Source organism: Marinobacter sp. GH_1, from assembly GCF_048595985.1.
Taxonomy (GTDB): Bacteria; Pseudomonadota; Gammaproteobacteria; order Pseudomonadales; family Oleiphilaceae; genus Marinobacter; species Marinobacter shengliensis.
In genome coordinates this window covers 1,431,269-1,453,563 of record NZ_CP184460.1, presented here as the reverse complement: position 1 = coordinate 1,453,563, position 22,295 = coordinate 1,431,269, and the positions used below count along the sequence as shown (strand labels likewise).

At 52.2% G+C, this 22,295-nt stretch carries 18 protein-coding genes; 8 read left to right on the top strand and 10 right to left on the bottom strand.

Features of this window, described 5'->3' with window-relative positions; translation table 11 throughout:
* Positions 1-154: 154 nt before the first annotated feature.
* The 3 genes from ACNSOI_RS06665 to ACNSOI_RS06655 all read right to left on the bottom strand — a co-directional run bounded on the left by ACNSOI_RS06665 (position 155) and on the right by ACNSOI_RS06655 (position 3,043).
* Complete coding sequence (locus ACNSOI_RS06665) at positions 155-421, bottom strand: EAL domain-containing protein (RefSeq protein ID WP_081496573.1); 267 nt, start codon at positions 419-421, stop codon at positions 155-157.
* A gap of 133 nt (positions 422-554) precedes the next feature.
* Positions 555-1,715, bottom strand: a complete 1,161-nt coding sequence (locus ACNSOI_RS06660; RefSeq protein ID WP_041654924.1) for an NAD(P)/FAD-dependent oxidoreductase — start codon at positions 1,713-1,715, stop codon at positions 555-557.
* A 32-nt stretch (positions 1,716-1,747) separates the two neighbouring features.
* Positions 1,748-3,043, bottom strand: a complete 1,296-nt coding sequence (locus ACNSOI_RS06655) for a helix-turn-helix transcriptional regulator (RefSeq protein WP_420195400.1) — start codon at positions 3,041-3,043, stop codon at positions 1,748-1,750.
* Between the two features lie 137 nt (positions 3,044-3,180).
* Between ACNSOI_RS06655 and ACNSOI_RS06650 the strand changes: the two genes are divergently transcribed.
* Entirely contained in the window at positions 3,181-4,263 is a 1,083-nt protein-coding gene (locus ACNSOI_RS06650; protein WP_420195019.1) for an IS630 family transposase, read from the top strand.
* A gap of 5 nt (positions 4,264-4,268) precedes the next feature.
* Here ACNSOI_RS06650 and ACNSOI_RS06645 read toward each other — a convergent pair whose 3' ends face one another.
* Positions 4,269-5,549 carry a hypothetical protein gene (locus tag ACNSOI_RS06645; protein ID WP_420195399.1) on the bottom strand — a complete coding sequence of 427 codons (1,281 nt, stop codon included), beginning with the start codon at positions 5,547-5,549 and terminating at the stop codon, positions 4,269-4,271.
* 222 nt (positions 5,550-5,771) lie between these two features.
* Between ACNSOI_RS06645 and ACNSOI_RS06640 the strand changes: the two genes are divergently transcribed.
* The 6 genes from ACNSOI_RS06640 (at position 5,772) to ACNSOI_RS06615 (ending at position 13,262) form a co-directional block, all read left to right on the top strand.
* Positions 5,772-6,995 carry an alkane 1-monooxygenase gene (locus ACNSOI_RS06640; RefSeq protein ID WP_197463861.1) on the top strand — a complete coding sequence of 408 codons (1,224 nt, stop codon included), beginning with the start codon at positions 5,772-5,774 and terminating at the stop codon, positions 6,993-6,995.
* A 137-nt stretch (positions 6,996-7,132) separates the two neighbouring features.
* A complete protein-coding gene (locus tag ACNSOI_RS06635; protein ID WP_011783984.1) occupies positions 7,133-7,651 on the top strand; it encodes a rubredoxin in 519 nt (172 codons plus the stop codon).
* A 51-nt stretch (positions 7,652-7,702) separates the two neighbouring features.
* A complete protein-coding gene (locus ACNSOI_RS06630; protein ID WP_058091245.1) occupies positions 7,703-9,157 on the top strand; it encodes an aldehyde dehydrogenase family protein in 1,455 nt (484 codons plus the stop codon).
* Positions 9,158-9,184: 27 nt separating this feature from the next.
* Positions 9,185-10,783: a GMC family oxidoreductase gene (locus tag ACNSOI_RS06625; protein ID WP_058091244.1), complete on the top strand. Its 1,599-nt coding sequence runs from the start codon at positions 9,185-9,187 to the stop codon at positions 10,781-10,783.
* A 37-nt stretch (positions 10,784-10,820) separates the two neighbouring features.
* Positions 10,821-12,506, top strand: coding sequence for a long-chain fatty acid--CoA ligase (locus ACNSOI_RS06620; protein WP_236040830.1), 1,686 nt, complete (start codon positions 10,821-10,823; stop codon positions 12,504-12,506).
* Between the two features lie 84 nt (positions 12,507-12,590).
* Positions 12,591-13,262 carry an OmpW/AlkL family protein gene (locus tag ACNSOI_RS06615; RefSeq protein WP_008170303.1) on the top strand — a complete coding sequence of 224 codons (672 nt, stop codon included), beginning with the start codon at positions 12,591-12,593 and terminating at the stop codon, positions 13,260-13,262.
* A gap of 898 nt (positions 13,263-14,160) precedes the next feature.
* On the opposite strand, the gene ACNSOI_RS06610 is transcribed toward ACNSOI_RS06615, so the two are convergent.
* The 5 genes from ACNSOI_RS06610 to ACNSOI_RS06590 form a co-directional block, all read right to left on the bottom strand.
* A complete protein-coding gene (locus ACNSOI_RS06610; protein ID WP_008170306.1) occupies positions 14,161-15,186 on the bottom strand; it encodes an IS110 family transposase in 1,026 nt (341 codons plus the stop codon).
* 286 nt (positions 15,187-15,472) lie between these two features.
* On the bottom strand, positions 15,473-16,723 hold the full coding sequence (locus tag ACNSOI_RS06605; RefSeq protein ID WP_041654915.1) for an NAD(P)/FAD-dependent oxidoreductase: 1,251 nt from the start codon (positions 16,721-16,723) through the stop codon (positions 15,473-15,475).
* An 88-nt stretch (positions 16,724-16,811) separates the two neighbouring features.
* Entirely contained in the window at positions 16,812-18,449 is a 1,638-nt protein-coding gene (locus ACNSOI_RS06600; RefSeq protein ID WP_225316732.1) for a GMC family oxidoreductase, read from the bottom strand.
* Between the two features lie 17 nt (positions 18,450-18,466).
* A complete protein-coding gene (locus tag ACNSOI_RS06595) occupies positions 18,467-19,879 on the bottom strand; it encodes a cytochrome P450 (RefSeq protein WP_041654913.1) in 1,413 nt (470 codons plus the stop codon).
* A 14-nt stretch (positions 19,880-19,893) separates the two neighbouring features.
* Complete coding sequence (locus ACNSOI_RS06590; RefSeq protein WP_008170311.1) at positions 19,894-20,214, bottom strand: 2Fe-2S iron-sulfur cluster-binding protein; 321 nt, start codon at positions 20,212-20,214, stop codon at positions 19,894-19,896.
* 129 nt (positions 20,215-20,343) lie between these two features.
* On the opposite strand from ACNSOI_RS06590, the gene ACNSOI_RS06585 reads away from it, so the two are divergent.
* Positions 20,344-21,411: an AraC family transcriptional regulator gene (locus ACNSOI_RS06585; protein ID WP_014422290.1), complete on the top strand. Its 1,068-nt coding sequence runs from the start codon at positions 20,344-20,346 to the stop codon at positions 21,409-21,411.
* Between the two features lie 45 nt (positions 21,412-21,456).
* Here ACNSOI_RS06585 and ACNSOI_RS06580 read toward each other — a convergent pair whose 3' ends face one another.
* On the bottom strand, positions 21,457-22,071 hold the full coding sequence (locus ACNSOI_RS06580; RefSeq protein WP_420195398.1) for a TetR/AcrR family transcriptional regulator: 615 nt from the start codon (positions 22,069-22,071) through the stop codon (positions 21,457-21,459).
* Between the last annotated feature and the right edge of the window lie 224 nt (positions 22,072-22,295).

Genomic DNA, 22,295 nt, shown 5'->3' with positions numbered 1-22,295 from the left:
CCAGGGCAGACGCGTTTACAAAGGGGGATGATGAATGTTCGCCATTGTTTAGGTGCCCCTGGTCGCAAAGCGAACGTTCAGATGGTGCGATAACGCCGGCGCACACTAAGCGTTCGGTGATCCCAAATTGATTCGATGACCACCATCGGGCCAATTAAACCCAGTCAGTAACTTGTAGGTACTCCTCGCACCTTTTGACTGAGAGCGGCTTAGCATATAGATAGCCTTGTCCCGCATCACAGCCAAGGATTCGGAGATGGTTTTCTTGCTCTTTGGTCTCAATTCCCTCGGCCAGTACATCGAGTCCTAGGCTATGTCCCATCTGAATAATCGCTTTGGCAATTGCTCCACTTTCCTGGTCGTTAGGTAAGCCCCGGGTGAATGACTGGTCACTGTGGCCATCACAGCTGGGCTGGGCGATTCTGTATCTCCTGCTCTACAGCAGAGCTTGTGGGAGGGCCAGAATCCCCCTGCAGCTGGATATGCTCAGTCACGAGGCTCGACACATAGAAATCTCAGAGATGAGAATGAGTTGCATCCCATCTCGCTTACACTTACCCGGAGAGAGCTTTAGATAGCTTGGCTTGCCGGGTGGGAAGATTGACCGTTTCAGCTGCGATCATCCGGTCTCCGGAAAAGAGCCAGAATTCACAGGCATTGTCACTCTCTGTGGGACGCCGCTGAATTCGGTCGTATCCAGTGGCGATTCCAATACACTGGACTTTCATGCCGTTGAGATCTGACCAAAAACGAGGAGGAGAGGCAGGCGGAGACGGTTTACCACAAATATGAGCCGCCGCAATTTGTGCTTGAAGCATGGCATTGTGAATAGTTTCTATTCGGATGGGTGTATTGGTGGAAACGTTGACGGCTTTAGCGCAATCTCCGATCGCAAATATGTCAGGGTCAGAGCTACGCATGCCGCTGTCTACTATAATACCACCGTCGCAATCCAGGTTTGCGTCTTGCGCAAGTTCAGCATTGGGGATGGCTCCTATACCGATAACAACGACGTCTGCGGGTTTCGTAGTGCCGTCGGACAAACGGATACCGGAAACTCGGTCTCCCTCAGTGAGAATCTGGTTGACGCTAGCATTGAAGTAGAACATTACGCCGGCGGAGGCCATGCGGTTTCTGACAAAATTACTTGTTAATGGTGACGCTACTCGACACATCGCTCGGCTGTTGGCCTCAAACACAGAGACTTGTTTTCCCTGTAGATTGGCAGCGGAGGCGACTTCAAGCCCGATAACACCCGCGCCGAGAATGGCCACCTTCTCGCATTCCGGGGCTAACAGGGCATTACGTAATGCGGCGGAGTGGTCAAGATTCCTGAGATAGAAAACATTTTTTGCGCTCTCACCAGGTAAATCAATAGGACGTGGCCTCGCTCCTGTTGCCAAAATCAGCGTGTCGTATTTAATTTTCCTGCCGCCTTGAATCACTACTTGCTTTGCCGATCGTTCAAGCGCTATTACTTTACCGCCTTGTTCAAATTCAACTTTGTTGTCCCGAAAGAAATTAGGAGAACGGATCGGAGTTGGCGAGGGCAACTCATCTGAGGTCAAATAGGCTTTGGACAACGGGGGACGCTGGTAAGGCAGCGTGTTTTCCTCGCCCAAAATGGTAATCGTTCCGTCGAATCCATTCTGGCGGAGAGCCTCTGCGGCGGTCAGGCTGGCTATTCCAGCGCCAATGATAACTATTTTTTGCATATTCGCTCGATTCCTCTTTTGTTTTTGTAGCACTATAAAAGTCCGCGCAGTCGAGCTTCAGTGACTGCCTGAACCCGGTTGGTTACTTTAAGTTCGCTGAAAATCTTCTTCATATGCCATTTGACGGTATCCTCCGTCACGAGAAGCCGTTCAGCGATCTCTCTGTTGGTCATTCCGTTGCTTACGCATTTCAACAGAGAAATCTGCTTTATCGTGATAGTTGAGTGGGCATTGCCGGGCACAGGTGGCACGCTGGAGTCTTCTATTCTGACATCGGGATCCTTCGTAGCTTTAGCTTCAGAGTCGTCTGGCAGATCGTTAAAAAGATCCTGAGCAAGGGGGCTAAGAGAAAGTAGCGCTTCTTTGATCCAGAGCCGTGTGAAGTGACAGTTCAAATGTTCCGAAAGTAGGTTTGCATCAAGAATCATGCGCTTCGCCGATTTTGATGAGCCGAGGGCAAACGCTGCCAGGGCCTGACAATAGTGGGCGGCGATCCTGGTTCTAGCGTCTGAAATTGCGCTGGCGCTTTGTAGTGCTTGTTTGGCATATTTTTCGGCGACACCAAACTGTTTCCCAAGCCGTAGTCTATACATTGAGGTTACCAGGGCCATACGTGCTTGAATGGCCTGGTTTTGATTTGGCAGGAACGTCAGCTCACATTCATCGGGGAGTATGGGTGGACCCAATTCCTCGTTGTTCAGGAGAGTAAACTCAGCTAACTGAACTTTAGTCAGGATATTTAGACGAGAGAGCTCTCGCTCGCAGGAGGCTAAGCGGGATTGTTCCAACAAGGCCATGGCTCTATCTCGGAACCCTTGGTGGTACAGAAAACGGCTGTAGGCCTGTGTACACCCCCACAGAATATCTGTAACGCCATAGTTCAAAGCGAAATCGAACGAAGCCTGTGCAGATTCCTGGGTAACCAGGTGATGGTTCTGTTCGTGCAGGATTTGTAACTCAAGGGTGCCAAACATTTTATTTAAAAAAGTTTTTGGCACCTGAATCTTTTCTGCTGTTTTATTCGCCTGGATCAACACACTCATTGCTCGGGCGATGTCACCCTTGAACAGTTCAGCCTGAATTTCTGCAGTTTTAAGCCAGATAAAAGCGTAATGTTGATTGGATGACTGGATGGCCACAGCCGCTCGATGGGACAATCGCTCCAACTCTTCAAAATGGCGTCCACTGGAGGCAATGAATGCCTGGCAAGTAAGTGCTGCGCCTTTGCCAACCATGTTACGGTCGCCAAAGGCGTCTATCCATTTTTGACAGAGAACCTGACTCTCCAGTAATTCATCCTGTGTAGCTTTGCCTATCGCATTAACCAATTCCCGCCATCCTTCCTCATCAAGATTGCTCGCCCCCCTGGAGCTCGGATGAAGCGAACTAGTGTTCCGTCTGGTTAATTCCTAAGCGGAAGTGGGCTATAATTCGAGCTATTATTTACGAGCTCGGAGACTCTGTTTTGGCCCGGAAACCAGCACCCTTTAATCTTACGGTAAACGATCAACTCGAGCTGGAAAGCTGGTTGCGAACAAGCACGCTGAGTCAGAATCTTGTTCTGCGAGCACGAATCGTTTTGGCCCTGAATTCCGGTGAATCACCCAAAGTCGTTGCGGAGCAACTGGGAACCACGACGGCCACGGTATTCAAGTGGCGTAATCGTTACACCGAACAGGGTCTGAGCGGTCTTCGGGATGCACCAAGACCTGGACAACCCAGAAAGCTGGACCAGAAAAAGGTTAAAGCTATTCTTGATGACACGGTCAAAAAGCTGCCCAAGGAATCTACCCACTGGAGCGTCCGGTTGATGGCCGAATATGCCGGTGTTAGCCGCTGGCAAGTGCATCAGATCTGGAAAGCGGCTGACCTGAAACCACACCGGCTGAAAACCTTCAAAATAAGCAACGATCCAGACTTTGCTGAGAAGGTTTTCGATGTCGTTGGCCTGTACCTGAATCCGCCGGATAACGCGCTGGTGCTGTCGGTTGACGAAAAAACGCAGATCCAGGCACTGGATCGCACTCAACCAAAGCTGCAACTGAAACCCGGCCAGATCGAGCGCCGTACCCACGATTACAAGAGGCACGGGACGACCAGCTTATACGCGGCCCTGAATACCCTGAACGGCGAAGTGATTGGGCGCATTACACAACGTCACCGCGCCAAAGAGTTTCTCGATTTTCTGCGACAAATTGATCGAGAAACACCGAAAGAGCAGGACCTTCATCTGATTCTGGACAACAGCTCGACTCACAAAACACCAGAAGTGAAAGCCTGGCTGGAAAAGCATCCCCGGTTCAAGCTTCACTTCACACCAACCAGCGCCTCTTGGCTGAATGCTGTGGAGGGCTGGTTTGGTCAACTGGAACGCCGCGCTTTGTACCGTGGCATTTTTACCAGTGTCGGCGAACTTAAGAAGGCGATTCGTCGCTTTATCCAAACTCATAATGAGAAACTGGCAAAGCCGTTCCGCTGGCACAAGAGTGCAGAATCGATTATGACTTCAGTGACGCGAGCAAAGCTGAGTGTTATTGATAATAAATAAACGGATTACCCAGACGGGACACTAGCCAGTATTTCGTCTGCTTGACGAGCTTGTTGGCTGAAATACAAAATCCACGCGTAACCTATGCTCAAGGCGGCAATTTTTTTTATCGTGCGAGCCGGTACTTTTCCAAACCAGGTGCGAAGTACTTCGATTTCACCCTGTCTGAGTGCCACGTCCAGGATAATGCTGTCACTTACGACGCGAGCCCATCGATGGTCACTGGCTTCCAGAGCTGCATTGATTGAATGGAGGTACTCTCCCCTACGCCAATGCCAGAACGCGACCCGTTTCAGTACATACGAGCGACGTTCTCGTTGGGTGGTGTTAAATAAACTACGCAAATACTCTCGCAGCACAGGGTGCATATCCATACGATCAGCAGAAGTCCCGGTGGGAGCTAAAAGAGCATAATGTTCGTTAAGAAACGTAATTTCCCGGTCGGCCTCTTCTGTCTTATAGACATAGCCATAGCATTCAGCGCTGATTACTTCGAGCATCGCTGCATTGCAAAGAAAGGTCCTCGTACTATTGGGTAACGCAGTTAAGAGGTTGTCCCTGAAATACGAGCGAGTTTCCGGCCAAGTCGCTGCGGGGAGATTTGGGTTTGGGGTTCGGCACATAAGCCTGACAAGTGCTGGCCATCCACCGGTCGCTTTTATGATGTTGCTGGCTTCGGGGCCACCCATACCAGATAATTCACTAACCTCCTCTTCTGTAAATACAAGTTCATCAGCACCATACGTTACAACACCCGCCATCATAGACAAACGTGGCAACGCCCCGACGCGACTCGGTGCAATGAAAAATTTCACATTGCTCGGTGTTTCACAGATTAAATCCTCAATCAAATCCGCGGTATGTTTAGCCTCGCCAACCCCATCAAGGCAAATTCTTATCGTCTTTTTTGCATTACACAGTGCGTTTCGAAGAACTTCGATGGTGTCGATGTCACTTTTTATCATGCGCCAGGATTCAACTCCTTCGAGTTGATATAAAACTAACGCTGCAAACAAACTGCCATTAACGTCACATGAGTCAGGGCACGACCGGGTATTGATATAAACGGCGCTCTCACGTTCCAGTTCGCGAGTGTTTGCTGCCAAGGCCACTTGTACAGATTTTCCATAGCCTGGCGGGGCCCGATACAGAACTACCTTTGATTCAGGCGTAGCAGAAGGCCTCAGGCAATAGCGGTCTAAACACCCTTGAGTAATGAAATACTGACGAGCCCACATCCTTTCAGACATCCTCCGACACCAGTCTTCCAAGCTATGGCGGGTCATGACAATCCGATCTCCTGCTTCGTCTCCCCGAAACGCGAGGGCGCTATGGGGTGAAAGCATATTGATAGATGTCTAGTGCGAAAACTACCCCTTAGAGTAGTTGTTTGATCTCCGGTTCTGGCCAAACCTGTTCATGCCTACAACTTGTCCGTTCACCTGAGGGACTCGGTGTTCGCACAATGTAGAAAAATGATCAAGCTGAAAAACAATAAGGTGATCCTAATGTCAATGTCAGAAAATGTCTTAACAACAGAGTCTCTTCAGAGAGACCCTGATGCCGAAGGTTATGTGGACAGAAAACGCCACCTGTGGGTCCTTTCTGTGCTGTGGCCAGCGACGCCTCTTATTGGCCTTTATTTGGTATCCCAGACTGGATGGAGCATTTGGTACGGATTGGTGTTGATCCTTTGGTATGGCGCAGTTCCCTTGATTGATGCCATGTTTGGAGAGGATTTTTCAAACCCCCCTGAGTCGGCTGTGCCTCGGCTTGAACAGGATCGTTACTATCGGGTACTGACCTACTTGACGGTTCCTATTCACTATGCCGCCTTGATTGTCAGTGCCTGGTGGGTATCCACGCAACCAATGAGTGTTTTCGAGTTTCTGGCATTGGCCCTTTCCCTGGGAATCGTGAATGGCCTGGCTCTGAACACAGGCCACGAACTTGGCCATAAAAAAGAAACGTTTGACCGTTGGATGGCGAAGCTTGTCCTCGCCGTGGTCGGATATGGTCATTTCTTCATTGAGCACAATAAGGGGCATCACCGTGATGTGGCTACGCCGATGGACCCGGCGACATCCCGCATGGGTGAGTCCATTTACTCATTCTCACTGCGTGAAATTCCCGGTGCTTTCAAGCGGGCATGGGATTTAGAGGAACAGCGCCTCAGTCGTTGTGGAAAAAGTGTCTGGAGCCTGGAGAACGAAGTTCTTCAGCCTATGATTTTGACCGCTGTGCTTTATGCGGGATTGCTGGCGTTTTTTGGCCCGTTAATGCTGATCTTTTTGCCCATTCAAATGGCCTTTGGCTGGTGGCAGCTGACCAGCGCCAACTACATTGAGCATTACGGATTGCTGCGCGAGAAGATGTCGGATGGACGTTATGAGCGTCAACAACCGCACCACTCATGGAACTCAAACCATATTATGTCGAACCTGATTCTGTTTCATTTGCAACGACATTCCGACCATCACGCCCATCCTACAAGGTCCTATCAATCGCTTCGCGACTTCAAAGACCTGCCTTCCTTACCATCGGGATATCCCGGGATGTTCCTGGCCGCAATGTTTCCCTCATGGTTTCGTTCGATAATGGACCACCGGGTGCTGGATTGGGCTAAAGGAGATCTCGATAAGATTCAGATTCAACCCGGCAAGCGTGAATTCTATGAGCGTAAATTTGGTGGGACTGATTCTGAATCAGTCGATACCGCCGCGGCTAAATGATCGGCTAATCGGAACTTATATACCTCGTTTACTTTATTTACGTTGCAGAAAAAGAGCCTCTGACGTGCACCTGAAAGAGGGTGCGCGTCGGGCGCTACCAAAACAAAGACAATAATATCGTTTGAAAGGTGCTCTAGATGGCTAAATATCAATGCCCTGATTGTGGTTATGTATACGACGAAGTGGTTGGTGATCCGCACGAAGGCTTTCCTGCAGGAACGACATGGGAAAAAATTCCTGAAGACTGGTCCTGTCCAGACTGTGCCGTCAGGGATAAGGTTGACTTCGTTGCGCTTCAAGAAGCGAACCCGGAACTTTCGGTGTCCGCAACCAATACAGCGGTCCGCCCTGCCAGCCAAGCTAAGACCGAGGGAGCATCGCAGAAAGCAACGGGCGCATCTACTCCTTCAGCTAAAAATAAAACAAAGCCCAAAGCGAAACCCAAGCCTAACTCTTCAAAATCGCCGAAAGACTCGACTCAAAAAGATACCTATCGGAAGTGGGTCTGCATCACTTGCGGCCATATCTACGATGAAGCTCTCGGAGATGAAGCCGAAGGCTTCCCTGCCGGCACTCGTTTTGAAGATATTCCAGACGATTGGTGCTGTCCGGACTGTGGTGCCACAAAAGAGGACTATGTCCTCTATGAAGACTAGTAATCCGATTGAAAATAACAACAGTCTCGTTCGGCAAGAGGTGATTTTATAATGCAGATTGCTAGTCTGGCGGAGGTTGGGGTGACCAATGTGTCAACCAGCGATACGATTGATTCAACGTTCGCGGCCCTACAGCGGGCACAACTTGCGCGTCGCGGAAGCTTTACCTTGGAGGCTCGAATAGCGCAGCTCGACCAGCTGCGGGATTCAATTAAACGCCACGAATCAAACATCATTGCGGCTTGCGCGGCGGACTTTCGAAAACCCGCTCCAGAAGTCAAATTAACTGAACTCCTGCCGGTGCTTCAGGAAATTCGACACACTAAAAAACACTTGCGTAAATGGATGCGTCCGAAGCGAGTGGCTGCATCCGTTGGTGTTCTGGGCACGAAATCTTATGTTCGGCCAGAACCAAAGGGAGTGTGCCTGATTATTGCACCGTGGAATTATCCGCTCAATCTTGCGCTCGGGCCTCTCGTCTCAGCGTTGGCTGCAGGGAACGGAGCCATCATTAAACCCTCGGAAATGACACCACATACCTCAAAGGTGATTGCCAACATTGTCGCCGAAACCTTCCCTCCCGATCTGGTTTCCGTGATTGAGGGTGATGCCGCGGTAGCGCAGAAACTGTTGGCCTTACCCTTCGACCACATATTCTTCACGGGCAGTCCTGCGGTAGGCAAGGTGGTCATGGAGGCTGCCGCCACGAACCTTTCCTCAGTGACGCTGGAATTGGGGGGTAAGTCCCCGACCATTGTTGGCCCAGATGCCAACATAAAGAGGGCTGCAAGAAACATTGTCTGGGGTAAGTTTGCCAATAATGGACAGACCTGTATCGCCCCAGATCATGTTTTTGTGCACGTTAATATCGCAGATCAATTCAATGAAGCACTTAAAACGGAAATTGGGCGAGTCTATGGAAAAACACCAGAAGCCCAGAAATCGACCGCCGACTATTGCCGGATTGTAAATCGACGTCATTTCCAGCGAGTTTCAAACCTGATAGATGATGCCAAAAACAAAGGTGCAAGAGTCTTTGAGGGCGGTGTTACAGATGCTGAAGAGAATTTTATTGCTCCGACGTTGATTTCAAATGTATCCAGCGACATGGATATTTCACGTGAGGAGTTATTCGGCCCGATCTTACCCGTTATTGAATTCGACGATATTGATCTGGTTATCAAGAAAATCAACGATAACCCTAAACCGCTTGCGCTTTACATATTCGACAAAAACGAGTCTTTTGCCACGGATATTATCGAGCGAACGAGCTCCGGCGCTGTAGGAGTCAACCTTACAGTTGTGCATTTTCTACATCCGGGTCTGCCGTTTGGTGGAGTTAATAATTCCGGGATAGGGGCGGCACACGGTGAATACGGTTTCCGCGCTTTTTCGCATGAAAAGGCGTTGATGGAGGATAAACATTCTCTTATGCATCTTCTTTTTCCACCCTATACAGCCTGGGTCCGGCGTCTTATAGAGGCTGCTGTTCGTATTCTGGGCTGAGCATAATCAAATAATAAGAGAGTTATTATGTACGATTACATTATTGTCGGTGCGGGATCGGCGGGCTGTGTATTGGCCAATCGGCTTACGGCGGACTCTTCAAAGCGAGTAGCGTTGCTAGAAGCGGGCCCAAAGGATAAAAATCCACTCATACATATGCCTATAGGTATAGCACTCCTTTCCAATAGTAAAAAGCTGAATTGGGCTCTTGAAACCGAACCTCAAGAACATCTAAAGGAGCGCCGCCTGTTTTGGCCTCGTGGGAAAACACTTGGCGGGTCCTCTTCTATCAACGCCATGGTCTATATCAGAGGTCACAAAGCCGATTATGACCACTGGGGTCAAGTTGCCGGGACAGACCTCTGGGGATGGGATCGCGCTTTAAAATTGTTTCGTCGACTGGAAGATAATAAACGTTTTGGCGCAGATTCTTACCATGGGGAGGGCGGTGAGCTCACCGTAAGTGAACTCAAATCAGTCAATCCGTTGAGTCGAGATTTTGTTCGAGCGGCACCTCATGTAGAGCTCCCGATAAACACGGACTTTAATGGAGAGACGCAAGAGGGATTGGGACTCTACCAGGTGACACAAAAAAATGGTCGCCGTTGGAGTTCAGCGCAGGCATTTCTGCGTGTCGCGGAGAACCGGCCTAATCTTGATGTGCTAACGGACGCGCGGGTAACCCGGGTGGTAATGGACGGTAAGCGGGCAGTCGGCGTGACACTGAACCAGGGGGGCGAATATCGCCAGCTTAGACTCAATAACGGCGGTGAAGTCATATTGTCTGGTGGTGCGGTTAATTCACCACAACTACTTATGCTTTCGGGAATCGGTGATAGCGAAGAGCTTGGAAAACACGGGATCCCCCTTGTGCATCATCTCCCTGAGGTCGGCCAGAATCTGGTTGATCATTTGGATATTACGATCATGCACGCGGCGAACTCACGTTTGCCCATTGGCGTTGCTCCCAGTTTCCTGTTTCGGGGCGTGAGCGCATTATTCTCATATATCTTTGCGCGACGTGGATTTCTTACCAGTAATGTTGCCGAGTCCGGAGGCTTTGTTAAATCCGAGCGCTCGTGCGAACGGCCAAATGTGCAATTCCACTTTTTGCCAACTTACCTGAAGGATCATGGACGAAAAGTGATGGCCGGGTATGGGTACACCTTGCATATTTGCGATCTAATGCCCAGAAGCCGCGGTTTTATAGGTCTCAAAAGCCCTGACCCATTGGCCGACCCGTTGATTCAACCCAATTATCTCAGTAACCCCGAAGACATCAAAACAATGATCTCGGCCGTTAAATTTGGACGACGGATACTCGGGGCACCAACAATGGCTTTACATAGTAAACGAGAAATTAAGCCCGGAAACTCGGTGTCTTCGGACGGTCAGATTGCGGACTTTATCCGGGAAAATGCAGAGACTATTTACCACCCCGTTGGCACTTGTCGTATGGGCGCGGATCCGGATTCAGTCGTTGATCCGGAATTAAAAGTCAGAGGGATTGAAGGGCTAAGAGTTGTCGATGCCTCGATAATGCCCAGTTTGGTTGCCGGTAACACCAACGCACCCACCATGATGATTGCCGAAAATGCAGCCGACATCCTCTTGGGAAATGTTTAGGTTCAAACCCGGATTATGCCTTCTACATTGGACCTTAATGACGCCAGATACTCGCGTCAACCAACTACAAAAACGACAGGAGATAAACGTGCTTGGCCAAATGATGAACATGGAGCTCACCGTGAATTCCTTGATCGACCATGCTGCTCGCTACCATGGAGACGCTGAGATTGTGTCGATAGGAACGGATGGAAATCCCAGTCGATCTGACTGGGCAACTGTTTCGGAGCGGTCGCGACAACTTGCGTCAGCGCTTCGAACGGCAGGCTATGTCCAGGGGGATCGGTGCGCGACCATTTGTTGGAATAACGTGGGGCACCTGGAATGTTACCTTGGCATCTCTGGTGGCGGGATGGTGTGTCACACCATTAACCCGCGACTGTTTCCAGAACAACTCGTTTACGTTATCAACAATGCTCAAGACAAAGTCATATTCTTTGACAAAACGTTCCTTCCCATTGTTTCAAATATCCGAGACCGACTGGAGACGGTTGAGAAATTTGTATTGATGTCCGAACCGGACGAAGAAATTGCAGCGCAATTTCCAGGATTGTTGTTTTATGAAGAGTTTCTCCAGCGAGGAACGCCTAACGCGAATTGGCCTGAAATCGCCGAAAACCAGGCTTCAAGCCTCTGCTATACATCGGGCACCACTGGAAATCCCAAAGGGGTGCTCTATTCACACCGCTCCACCGTTCTGCACGCGCTGGTAGCTGCTCAACCCGACGCACTGAATTTATCGGCACGGGACGTGGTGATGCCGGTTGTTCCTATGTTTCACGTAAATGCGTGGGGGGTACCCTACATTACGGCGATGGTTGGAGCCAAACTGGTGTTGCCTGGTCCTGGCCTGGATGGACAAAGTTTGGTCAAGCTGATCGATTCAGAAAGCGTAACGATTGCGCTGGGTGTGCCTACAATTTGGCAGGGACTTCTCTCGGCTTTGGACGAGCTTGGCTCCTCGGCACAGTCGCTTAAACGGACGGTGATAGGGGGTAGCGCTTGTCCGCCCTCAATGATGTCGGAGTTTCGTGGTAAGTATGGCGTAGAAGTTGTCCATGCATGGGGAATGACAGAAACATCACCGATCGGAACCGTCAATGCACTGCTGTCGAAACACAATACTCTTTCGGAGGAAGGAAGAAACAAAATCCGTGAAAGCCAGGGACGGCCTCCCTACGGGGTGCAGCTCAAAATTGTGGGTGAAGACGGCCATCAACTGCCCGAAGATGGCATTGCTCAGGGAAATCTCCGCATCCGTGGTCATTGGGTGGTAGCCGATTACTTCGGTGTTGAACCAAATCAGACTCTTGAGGAAGACGGTTGGTTCGAGACAGGTGATGTTGCTTCGATCAATGATGATGGATTTATGACAATACGTGACCGCTCAAAAGATATTATTAAATCTGGTGGTGAATGGATATCTACAGTCGAATTGGAGGGAATCGCAATGGGCCATTCTGCCATCAATGAAGCTGCCGTAGTGGCGGCCTCCCATGATAAATGGGACGAACGACCGATCCTGTTGGCAGTAAAAATACCCGACGCAAATATTACTGAGGAGGAACTTCTTGCTCATTATCAAGGGAAAGTCGCCAAGTGGCAGATCCCGGATCGCGCGATCTTTGTGGAAGGATTGCCACGCAATGCCACTGGGAAAGTATTAAAAAACAAGCTGCGTTCTGAGTATGGGGAAGTATTAGTCAATAAACCGGCAAGCTAGCTTCAATGAGTGGCATTTGTGTTACGAAAAATTGCAGTTTTACCTAAAGCCAATTTGTTTTAATACCAAAAAGGATAATAAAAAATGAAACCTAAAATAATTAGTAAAGTCTCGTTAGTGGCGTTCCTTTTACTTTCACTTGCTGCGAGCCTGGCCAACGCTCAATCTGAGCCGGTTTACAGTAGAGGCGACTGGGTGGTTGGGCTGAATGCCACTAGAGTTCTAACCGATGAAGATTTGCGATCAGCCTCTGCGGGGAGTGCCCCCGTTCCAAATTCCAACCTGTCTATTAACAACGATACGACCGTATCATTCGACGTGTCGTATTTTCTGAGTAATCAGCTGGCATTTAACATTTTTGGCGGCATTCCCGCTAGTGCGGACCTCCAGGGCGAAGAGTCTCTCTCCGGTCTTTTTCTTGGTCAAACAGATTATGGTCCGGTAATTCTTTCGCTTCAGTATCATGTTTTGACGGGTAGCAACTTCTCTCCGTACTTTGGAGCGGGTGTAGGACGGATTCTCTTTTTAGATGAGAAGGATCGCGCACTAACCGACTTCGACGTCGAAGATACATGGGCCCCTGCGGTTCAGGCTGGTTTTCGCTGGAGGATACACAATAACTGGTCGGCAAATTTTGACGTTAGATATGCACCCTTCGAGGCGGATATCACCGGTAACCTGGGCCCGGCCCCTGTTCAGGCAAAAGTGGAAGTGGACCCCACTATCGTGAGCATCGGTGTTGCATATCGCTTTTAAATGCCAAGTATACCAACCGTCTGCATTTGCTGGTCGCTTTCAGCAACCTGCTGATTGATAAAAAACCTGCAGCGTAAGACCAATGCGCCCCTTTTCCGCCAAGATTGCGGAAAAGGGGCAAAAACCAGCGGTTATTCAGATCTTCCTTAGGTATATAGCCCCAGCCTTATGCATCATTTAAAGGTCTCGTATCGTTTAGTCGAGTAGTATATAGCCATCAGGACCGGCACGTCCTTACTATAGAAAACCTTTTCAGTAGTCCCGCAAGTTTCATTTAATCGAGCAAGTGTCTTAACATTAATACCGCTCGTAACTATCGGTTCTTGATGTCCACCATCAATAAGCCGGAATCTTACTGTGTTTGATTTACACACCGCTTGAAGCTTGCAGTCTGAAAAGCCCTGTCTTGGCTGCCACCACCCATCCGCATGAAAAAGCATATGCTCAGATGAACCAAAACAAGAGGTCGACACCGAATGGGCGATGTTGCTTATGAAGGATTGAGTGATCGGAACCTCTACCCATAATGGCCGATAGAGACTTCGCTTTTTCTTTGTGGGTAAAATCAAGTTCATATTTTCGTCGGTAATTGCAAGGTGAGGTTATTAGTGGGACATATAGAGAATTATTTCACCTACATGGACTCCCCCTGCGGTCAAGCAACGCCATTTGAATCCGAAGCGGTTTGAGACTGCGGCTCTACATTCGGCCTCTTTGTGGGCGTTTTTGCCCGGGCCAGGATGATGATGCGTGTGAGCGGGGACCTTATTCGTTAGTCGGCTTCGCTGAGCCGCAGAAATAAACAGGTTCTCCCACTCTCGGTCTGACCGTTCCGTCATCGCTTGCCGTTGCAAGACTCTTCTGGCAGGCTTGTTCTGCCTGTCGTTGGTGCTCGGTTTTAGCCCTCCACAGGCTGTGTCTTAAACTCGGTTTGATTCATGAGTAGTGCCCATATAATCCGGGCGTTCTTGGCCGCCATCGCAACGGCGGCCCGCTTGTATCCACGTCGTTCCACCAGGTCTTTGGCCCAGTCACTGAGTCGATCATTCTTATCCGGTAATTTTGCAATCACTGCCCGGGTGCCATGGATCAGCAGCGTTCGCAGGTATTTGTCCCCGCGCTTGGTGATTCGGCCAAGTCGCACCTTGCCACCGGTCGAGTATTGTCGGGGCACCAGACCCAACCATGCGGCAAAGTGTCGCCCACTTTTGAACTGTCTGGGGTCAGGCGCACTGGCCAGCAGGGCTGTTGCGGTCTGTGGTCCGATACCCGGTATGGCCATAAGGCGCTTGGCCTGCTCATCGCTCCGGGCCATCGCTTCGACCTCCCGATCGTAAGCCAGGATTTCTTCATCGAGCTGTCGAATGCGTTGGTTGATGTTGTTGATTAAGCGGCGAGCGAGCATGGGTAAGTCGTTTTCGGCATCCTCCAGGATTTCGGGAACCCGGCGCCGTGCGGCGTAACGGCCCTGGGGAATGATCAGTCCGAACTCGGCCAGCAGCCCACGAATCTGATTGATCTGCGCGGTGCGTTCTTTGGTCAGTCCACGGCGAATACGATGCAGGCACAGTACGGCTTGCTGGTCTTCGGTCTTGATTGGAACAAACCGCATATTCGGCCGACCTACTGCCTCACAGATGGCCTCGGCATCGTTGTCGTCGTTCTTGCTGCTCTTGCGATAGGGCGCGACAAACCGGGGTGCAATGATTCGGACATCGTGGCCGAGTTTGGTCATTTCCCGAGCCCAATGGTGGGCACCCGAGCAGGCTTCCATGCCAATCAGGCAGGGTGGGAGCTGAGCGATATAAGGCAACAGCTTGGGCCGGTTCAGTCGTTTGCGAACCACGACCTTGCCGTGTTGATCGGTGCCATGAATACTGAACACAGTTTTCGCCAGATCGATGCCAATGGTTGTAACATTCATGATGACTCCTCCTGCTTTTGATTGAAGATGTCAGACACCTTCAATGTGGCACATCGATGCCGTGGGAGCAGGGGGAGTCCATATCATTCGCTATGGTGCTCTCGGTTTACCAGAGCAACAGTAATGTGTCTGGCTACGGGAAATTCCGCCGGTTGTGGCTCACGCATCCTTTGCGCTCACTGAAAGCTGTCGGTCGTAGGATATGATATCCATAGGCCGTATGAGTTGTGCATTGCTTTCGCAATTTTGGGCAAACTAAGGGCACAGCTCTACTCGGTCGTCAATTTCAATTTATGGACTGACCGCTCACCAAGGACTTCAGTTCAATATCCGGATCCTTCAACATTTCAGGATTGACCTGCCTGCGTTGTTGAACGAGGGTCTTGCCGACCATAAAAGCGATGGGCAGGTTGACCGCATCAACAGCAATGACACAGCCATCGCGGAGATAGAACACCGCAAATCCCTTGTCTTCCGGGCTTCCGCGCAGCACACGCTGATCATGATATTGCGACAACCCCACCATCTGCAGACGCACGTCATACTGGTTCGACCAGAACCATGGAGCGCTATTATAGGGTTTCTTCTCGCCCATCAGGGTTGCCGCCACTGTCCGGGCCTGATCAACCGCGTTGGCGACAGATTCAAGGCGCTGCATCTTCTCGAAGAAAAGATTCCGGTGGCGGGTACAGTCGCCGATCGCCAGGATGGCTGGATCTTCTGTGCGGGTAAACTCGTCAACAATAATGCCGTCATCACAGGGCAGGCCGGCGGCCTCAGCCAGCGCGGTTTCCGGCACAACACCCACTGAAACGAGCACGATGTCGGCCGGTACAGTGCCGCCGCTCGCCAATGTCACGCCAGCCACATGCCCCTGATCGCTAGCTTCGAAACCGGTTACCGCCGTGTTCAGGCGTAGATCCACGCCAGCGTTACTGTGTTTGGTGTAAAAAAACTCCGACATTTCCGGGCCTGTTACACGCTGCATAAGACGCTCGGCCGCTTCCAGTACCGTGACATCAACGCTTTTTTTGGTAGCGCTGGCTGCCACTTCAAGGCCAATGTAACCACCACCCACGATGACCAAGCGTTTCCCCGGAACCAGTTGTTCACGCAGGGCATCCGAGTCAGCTATGTCATGTAGGTAATGAATGCCCTTCAAGTCAGCCCCGGGTGCGTTCAGGCGTCGAACGTGTGACCCCGTGGCCAGGACCAGTCGATCGTATTTCAATGTGCTCTGGTCCGACAAACTGATGGTCTTGTTGTCCCGATCAATTTGTTCGGCACGTACACCGAGCCGCAACTGATGGCCGGCGTTCTCGTACACCGAGCGCGGCTTGAGGTACAGCGACTCCTGATCCACCTCGCCTGCCAGGTAGTTCTTGGACAGGGGCGGCCGCTGATAGGGTGGATGTGGCTCTTCGCCCACCAGGACCACCTCATGTTGATATTTCTTTTGCAGCAAGGTTGTCAGGAGCGCACCTGCTGCGTGCCCGCCGCCAACGATGACTGTCGTCTCTTTCTGTTGGTTTGCCATAGCCTGTCTCTTTCTACTGTTCTTTGGAATCAGATTGATCAGAAGTCCAGATGCCAACTGAGCCCTGTGACGCCCGCGCGCGCGGAGCTCAGCCGACCATCTCCCCGGCATCCTCAAGTATCATCGCGGCACCTTTCTCGCCGATCATGGTTGCCGGCTGATTGGTGTTTCCGCCGACCAGCGTCGGCATGATGGAGGCATCGACCACCCGCAGGCATTGCAGGCCATGCACGCGCAGGCGCGGATCGACCACCGCCATCGGATCAACACCCATCTTGCAGGTGCCAACCGGGTGGTACGCTGATTCACCGCTGCGCCGTACCCATGCGGCGAGATCGTCGTCATTCTGCAGCGCCGGCCCGGGCAAGACCTCAACCTCGTGGTGCGGGGCAAACGCCGCCTGCGCCAGGATCTTGCGCACCAGGTGGACACCGCGCACCAGTCGCTCGACATCGGCGGACTCGGCCATGTAGTTGGGGTCGATCAGCGGCGCGGCAAACGGGTCGGCACTGTGCAGACCGACGCGCCCGCGCGACGACGGCCTAAGCCCGTAGATCATCACCGCGTAGCCATAACCGCTCATCGCGGTCTTCAGGTCTCGCCCGTGATCGTCGTACAGCATTGGCGCGAAGTGCAGCTGCAGGTCGGGTACCGGCTCCTCGGGCCGGGAGCGGATGAACCCGCCGGCCTCGGCGCCGTTGCTCGACAGCACGCCCCGCCGACCGCTCAGATACGTCAAAGCGCCCCACAGCCCCTTGAGCCAGTAGCTCGGATGCATCGAGATGCTTTGGCGGCTGCGGGCGCTGACGCGCACGAACACGTCGATATGATCCTGGAGATTCTGCCCGACGCCCTCCAACGCATGGCGCAGTTCTATGCCATGCCGGGACAGCTCCTCCCGCGGACCGATCCCGGACAGCATCAGCAGTTGCGGCGAGTTGAACGCGCCGCCGCAGAGCACAACTTCGCGCCCGGCACGAACCTGCGTCAGCCCCTTTGTATCGCGGTATTCGACACCGGTGGCGCGGGTGTCTTCGAGTAGCACCCGGGTGACATACGCGCCGCTGCAAACCGTCAGGTTGGAACGCGCCGTGGCGGGTTCGAGATAGGCCCGCGCGTTGCTACAGCGTGTGCCGTCTTTCTGGTAGGCGTAGTAGAAGCCCACGCCCTCCTGCTCACTGCCGTTGAAATCTGTATTGAGCCGGTACTTTGCCTGGGTCGCCGCCTCGACAAACGCCGTGCTCAGCGGATTGGTATAGCGGCGCTCGGCAACGTTCAGCGGACCACCCTGACCATGAAATTCTGCCTCATTCGGCGTAAGTTTGGGCTCGAAATGTTCCGATCGGCGGAAGTAGGGCAACACCTCGGCGTATGACCACCCTTTGCACCCCAGCCGTGCCCACTCGTCGTAGTCCCGGGCATGCCCGCGAATATAGACCTGCGCGTTCATGCCGCTGGAACCGCCAAGCATCTTGCCCCGCGGCTGAAAAAGCGCCCGGTCGTGCATGTGACGCTGCGGTTCGGTATTGAACTGCCAGTTGTAGCGGCGGCTGAACATTAGCTGCAGGAAACCCAGCGGCATGTTCACGAAAGGGTTGCGGCGGCTCTCCGGACCGGCTTCAAGCAGCAGCACAGAATGGCGACCGCTCTCCGACAGGCGGCTGGCGACAGCACATCCGGCCGAGCCCGCGCCAACCACGACATAGTCAAATTGTTCGGTCGTCATCCTGGTTAGCCTGTTCATTAACTTTTTGGTGTCAGCTGGACCATCAGCTCCGAATAGCCCCGCACGAAGTTGGACTGCACGCGCTCCGGCTCGCCGACGACTTCGATCTTGTCAAAGCGTTTGAGAATCTCTTCCCATAGGATACGCAGTTGCAATTCGGCCAGGCGGTTGCCCATGCAACGGTGAACACCGTAGCCAAATGACATATGGTTTCGTGCGTCCTTGCGATCGATAATGAAGTGATCGGGGTCTTCGAACTTGCGCTCGTCACGGTTGCCCGAGGCGTACCACATCACAACGCGATCGCCCTTTTTGATGGTCTGGCCGCCCAGCTCAACATCTTGCTTGGCGACTCGGCGCATATAGGCCAGCGGCGTTTGCCAGCGGATGATTTCCGACACCATGTTCGGAATCAGTTCCGGTTTTGCCTTCAGTTTTTCGAGCTCCTTTGGGAATTCGTTCATGGCCACCAGGCCACCACTCATTGAGTTGCGAGTGGTATCATTGCCGCCAACGATAAGCAGCGTCAGATTGCCGATAAACTCCATCGGGCGATTGATCAGATCTTTGGTGTCGTCGTTGCTCTGTAGCAGGCTGATCAAATCGAAACCGGGCTCTTCGCCCGCCGCGCGGCGCGCTTCCTTATCCCTCCAGAGCCTGGAGAAGGACCAGGCCATGTCAGCCGCGTCGTCAAACATGATCTCTTCATCGGCATACTCGCCGCCGGTTGCCGATGCTGCCCCGGCCATCCGATCCGACCACTCAACCAGCTTGTGACGTTCCTCGTAAGGAAAATCCAGAAGGGTTGCGAGCATGCGACCGGTGAGTTCCTTCGATACAGTGGGCACCCAGTTGAAGGGCTGGCCCAGAGGCAGGCTGTCAAGCACATCGCCGGTACGCGATCGGATCAGCTCCTCCATTTCCTTCAGGTTCTTCGGTGCCACCACGCCTTGAACCGAGCTGCGCTGCACATCGTGTTTTGGCGGATCCATGGCTATGAACATTTCCACCGACAGCCCCTCTGGAGGGTCACCCAGAATGATTTGCGGCTCGGCGGAAAACAGGTCGTGACTCTTATCCACGAACATGATGTCTTCAAAGCGAGTCACCGACCAGAAGGGGCCGAAGGGGCTGTTCTTCTGGTAATGGACCGGAGCCTCATCACGCAACCGTTTGAAATAGGCGCGCCACTGATCCTGCCGATATAAAAACGGATTGCTGACATCGATGTCCTCAAGGGCCAGCGTGTTAACGTCCGGGATGGCTGATTCAACAAATTCGGGCACGGGCCGGCGTGGGCCGAAGGCCTTCTTCTTGGCGCCCATTAACAGTTTCAGCCCCTGGATCTGCCTGTGCATCGGCACCACCCTGGAGGTAGCATTAATCACTCGGGACTGAATGTCGTCAAATGTTTTGGACAGTGTTGGCATGCGTCCTCCTATGATCACATCTGGAACTCGGGTAAATGCACGGTCATGCCGTCCATTTCATCAGTAATGACCACCTGGCAGCCCAGGCGCGAAGTGCTTGCCCGCTCCGGGGTCATTGACAGCATTTGCTCTTCCTCACCACCAGGCGTACCTGTCTTTCTGAACCAATCGTCCGAGACGATCACGTGGCAGGTACCACAGGCACACTCTCCCCCACAATCCCCGTCAATACCGGGAATCAGATTGTCAACGGCGATTTGCATTACCGAGGAACCAGCTTTGAATTCAGCAACATGTTCAGTTTGATCATGTTCTATAAAAGTAATCTTGCCCATTATTGTTCTCCTGCCAGTAGTGTTCAGTAATAGATATTGTCTGTCTGACGACACTCCTGTCAGGTCATTTCTTGACAAGCTGAGGTCATTTAAAGACAAAATGACGATCATTTAGGACGGGGAAGATCGATGATGACGACGCAGAAGACGGGTGATTTGCAAAAATCCGGTCCCGGTATTCCATCGAATTACTCACGGCTCATTGCACGTGAGCTCGATTTAACAGCCAAACAACTGCCACGTCTGCTGCTCGGCACCGGGCTTGGTGTGACGCAATTCCTGAGCGAGGAAAGCCTGCTTACCGCAGCGCAGCAGGTGCGGATTCTGCGCAACGCACTGGATTTGTCCGGCCAGCCGGAATTAGGGTTATGGCTAGGCAAGCGACTGACCCCGGCAACCCATGGTGCGATGGGATTCGTGGCCTACAGCAGCCCCGACTTTCTCACTGCGCTGCAAGCGATTCATACTTTTCTGCCCACGCGCGCGAGCTTCATCCAACTGCATTTGCGGCAAGTCAACGAGCGCCTGGAATGTATTCTGGACTACCAGGAGTCGCTGGACGATGACATACAGCGGTGCCTGTCGGATGCGATGGTTAAGGCCCTTTTTGAATTTGGCGAGTTTATAATTGGTCGCCCTTTGCATGAGGCTGAAATATGCTTCGCTCATCCTGAACCCCCGTATCAGGCAATGTATGCCGATTTTTTGCCCGGGCAGATTCGCTTTGATTGCGACCAGTTAAAACTTACGTTGCCGATGTCGTTGTGTCAGGAACCGAATGCCTCCGCCAATCACGAAAACTATCGTCTGGCCTTGCAACAGTGTGAATCGATGCTTGCGCAACTTCAGTCGGATAAACCGAGCTATCAGACCCAGCTGAAGATGATGATGTTGTCCCGACCGCCCGGAACGCTCAGTGAAGACGAAGCAGCAGCCTCGTTGTTCATGAGCAAACGCACCCTGGCACGCAAACTCAAACAGGAACGCAGCGGTTTTCGGAAAGTTCGCGACGAGATTCTGTCCCAGCAGACAGCGACCTACTTGCGTGACAGCCAGCTGTCAATCGAGGCCATTGCCGCGTTGATGAACTATCACGACAGTGCCAATTTCAGACGCGCCTTCAAGCGCTGGTTTGACCAGTCGCCTGAGCAGTTCAGGCAAAATGTCAGATCACAAACCGTGCATCCGCATGATTAGCGATCATAAACAGAGGCTACTTGCTTGCGTTTGTGAAGCCAGAACCTATGCCTGCCCCCCTTTATTGATCACACCGTCCATAGCGATCTGCCAGATCAAGTCGCCAATGGTGTCGAGTGAATGAGCCCCGTTCGGGTCGAACCAGGTTGCAACCCAGTTGAGCGCCCCAAGGCCGATCAGGCGAAGCAGGCGGCCATCAATATTCTTGCGGACCACGCCCTGCGCAATCATTGTTTCGAGGATACCGGCCCACAGGGACTCGTACTGGTCACGCAGTTCGATGATTTCCTCGCGAGCCTCCGGGCCCAGCGCCCGCCATTCAAACAGCAGCACGTAAACCGCGTCCGAATCGACCAACAGGGCTCGCAGATGCGCGTTGATACAAAGACGTAAACGCTCAACCGGGTCATCCGAACTGGCGTAAGCCGACTCGACCTCTGCGGTAACCAGGTCCCCCCCCCGGCGCATCAGCTCGACAAGCAGCGCTTCCTTGCTGTTGTAACGATAATACAGACTTCCGGGCAGCATATTGCAGGCCTCGGCAATCTCCTTGAGCGACGTCCTTTCAAAGCCTTTCTCACGAAAAAGCCTGGCTGCGTTAGACAAAACGTCGCCCTGGTCGCCCAGTTTGCTTGGAGGAGCCATCTGTCTGTTAACCATCGCTTAAGTATCTCCTCAGCAAGCCAGTTCGTTATTCATCAGAGCGGCCACCACCTGACTTGTTACACTGATCGTACGCCATTGCACGGGTGGCGTGCCATTTGCCTCAACAGATTCTTGACTTTTGGTTGGTTAACCAACCAAAATCCAGCAACAATGTTATTCGGAAGAAACTGACATGGCAATGACATATGACAATCAGCTGTTTCCCGCCACTTCCGCCC

Coding starts and splice junctions, on each gene's coding strand:
- ACNSOI_RS06580 (WP_420195398.1), bottom strand. CDS start 22,071: ATGGTTAACAGACAGATGGCTCCTCCAAGCAAACTGGGCGACCAGGGC.
- ACNSOI_RS06620 (WP_236040830.1), top strand. CDS start 10,821: ATGACGCCAGATACTCGCGTCAACCAACTACAAAAACGACAGGAGATA.
- ACNSOI_RS06635 (WP_011783984.1), top strand. CDS start 7,133: ATGGCTAAATATCAATGCCCTGATTGTGGTTATGTATACGACGAAGTG.
- ACNSOI_RS06605 (WP_041654915.1), bottom strand. CDS start 16,723: ATGGCAAACCAACAGAAAGAGACGACAGTCATCGTTGGCGGCGGGCAC.
- ACNSOI_RS06615 (WP_008170303.1), top strand. CDS start 12,591: ATGAAACCTAAAATAATTAGTAAAGTCTCGTTAGTGGCGTTCCTTTTA.
- ACNSOI_RS06585 (WP_014422290.1), top strand. CDS start 20,344: ATGATGACGACGCAGAAGACGGGTGATTTGCAAAAATCCGGTCCCGGT.
- ACNSOI_RS06640 (WP_197463861.1), top strand. CDS start 5,772: ATGTCAATGTCAGAAAATGTCTTAACAACAGAGTCTCTTCAGAGAGAC.
- ACNSOI_RS06625 (WP_058091244.1), top strand. CDS start 9,185: ATGTACGATTACATTATTGTCGGTGCGGGATCGGCGGGCTGTGTATTG.
- ACNSOI_RS06630 (WP_058091245.1), top strand. CDS start 7,703: ATGCAGATTGCTAGTCTGGCGGAGGTTGGGGTGACCAATGTGTCAACC.
- ACNSOI_RS06645 (WP_420195399.1), bottom strand. CDS start 5,549: ATGACCCGCCATAGCTTGGAAGACTGGTGTCGGAGGATGTCTGAAAGG.
- ACNSOI_RS06660 (WP_041654924.1), bottom strand. CDS start 1,715: ATGCAAAAAATAGTTATCATTGGCGCTGGAATAGCCAGCCTGACCGCC.
- ACNSOI_RS06600 (WP_225316732.1), bottom strand. CDS start 18,449: ATGACGACCGAACAATTTGACTATGTCGTGGTTGGCGCGGGCTCGGCC.
- ACNSOI_RS06595 (WP_041654913.1), bottom strand. CDS start 19,879: ATGCCAACACTGTCCAAAACATTTGACGACATTCAGTCCCGAGTGATT.
- ACNSOI_RS06610 (WP_008170306.1), bottom strand. CDS start 15,186: ATGAATGTTACAACCATTGGCATCGATCTGGCGAAAACTGTGTTCAGT.
- ACNSOI_RS06590 (WP_008170311.1), bottom strand. CDS start 20,214: ATGGGCAAGATTACTTTTATAGAACATGATCAAACTGAACATGTTGCT.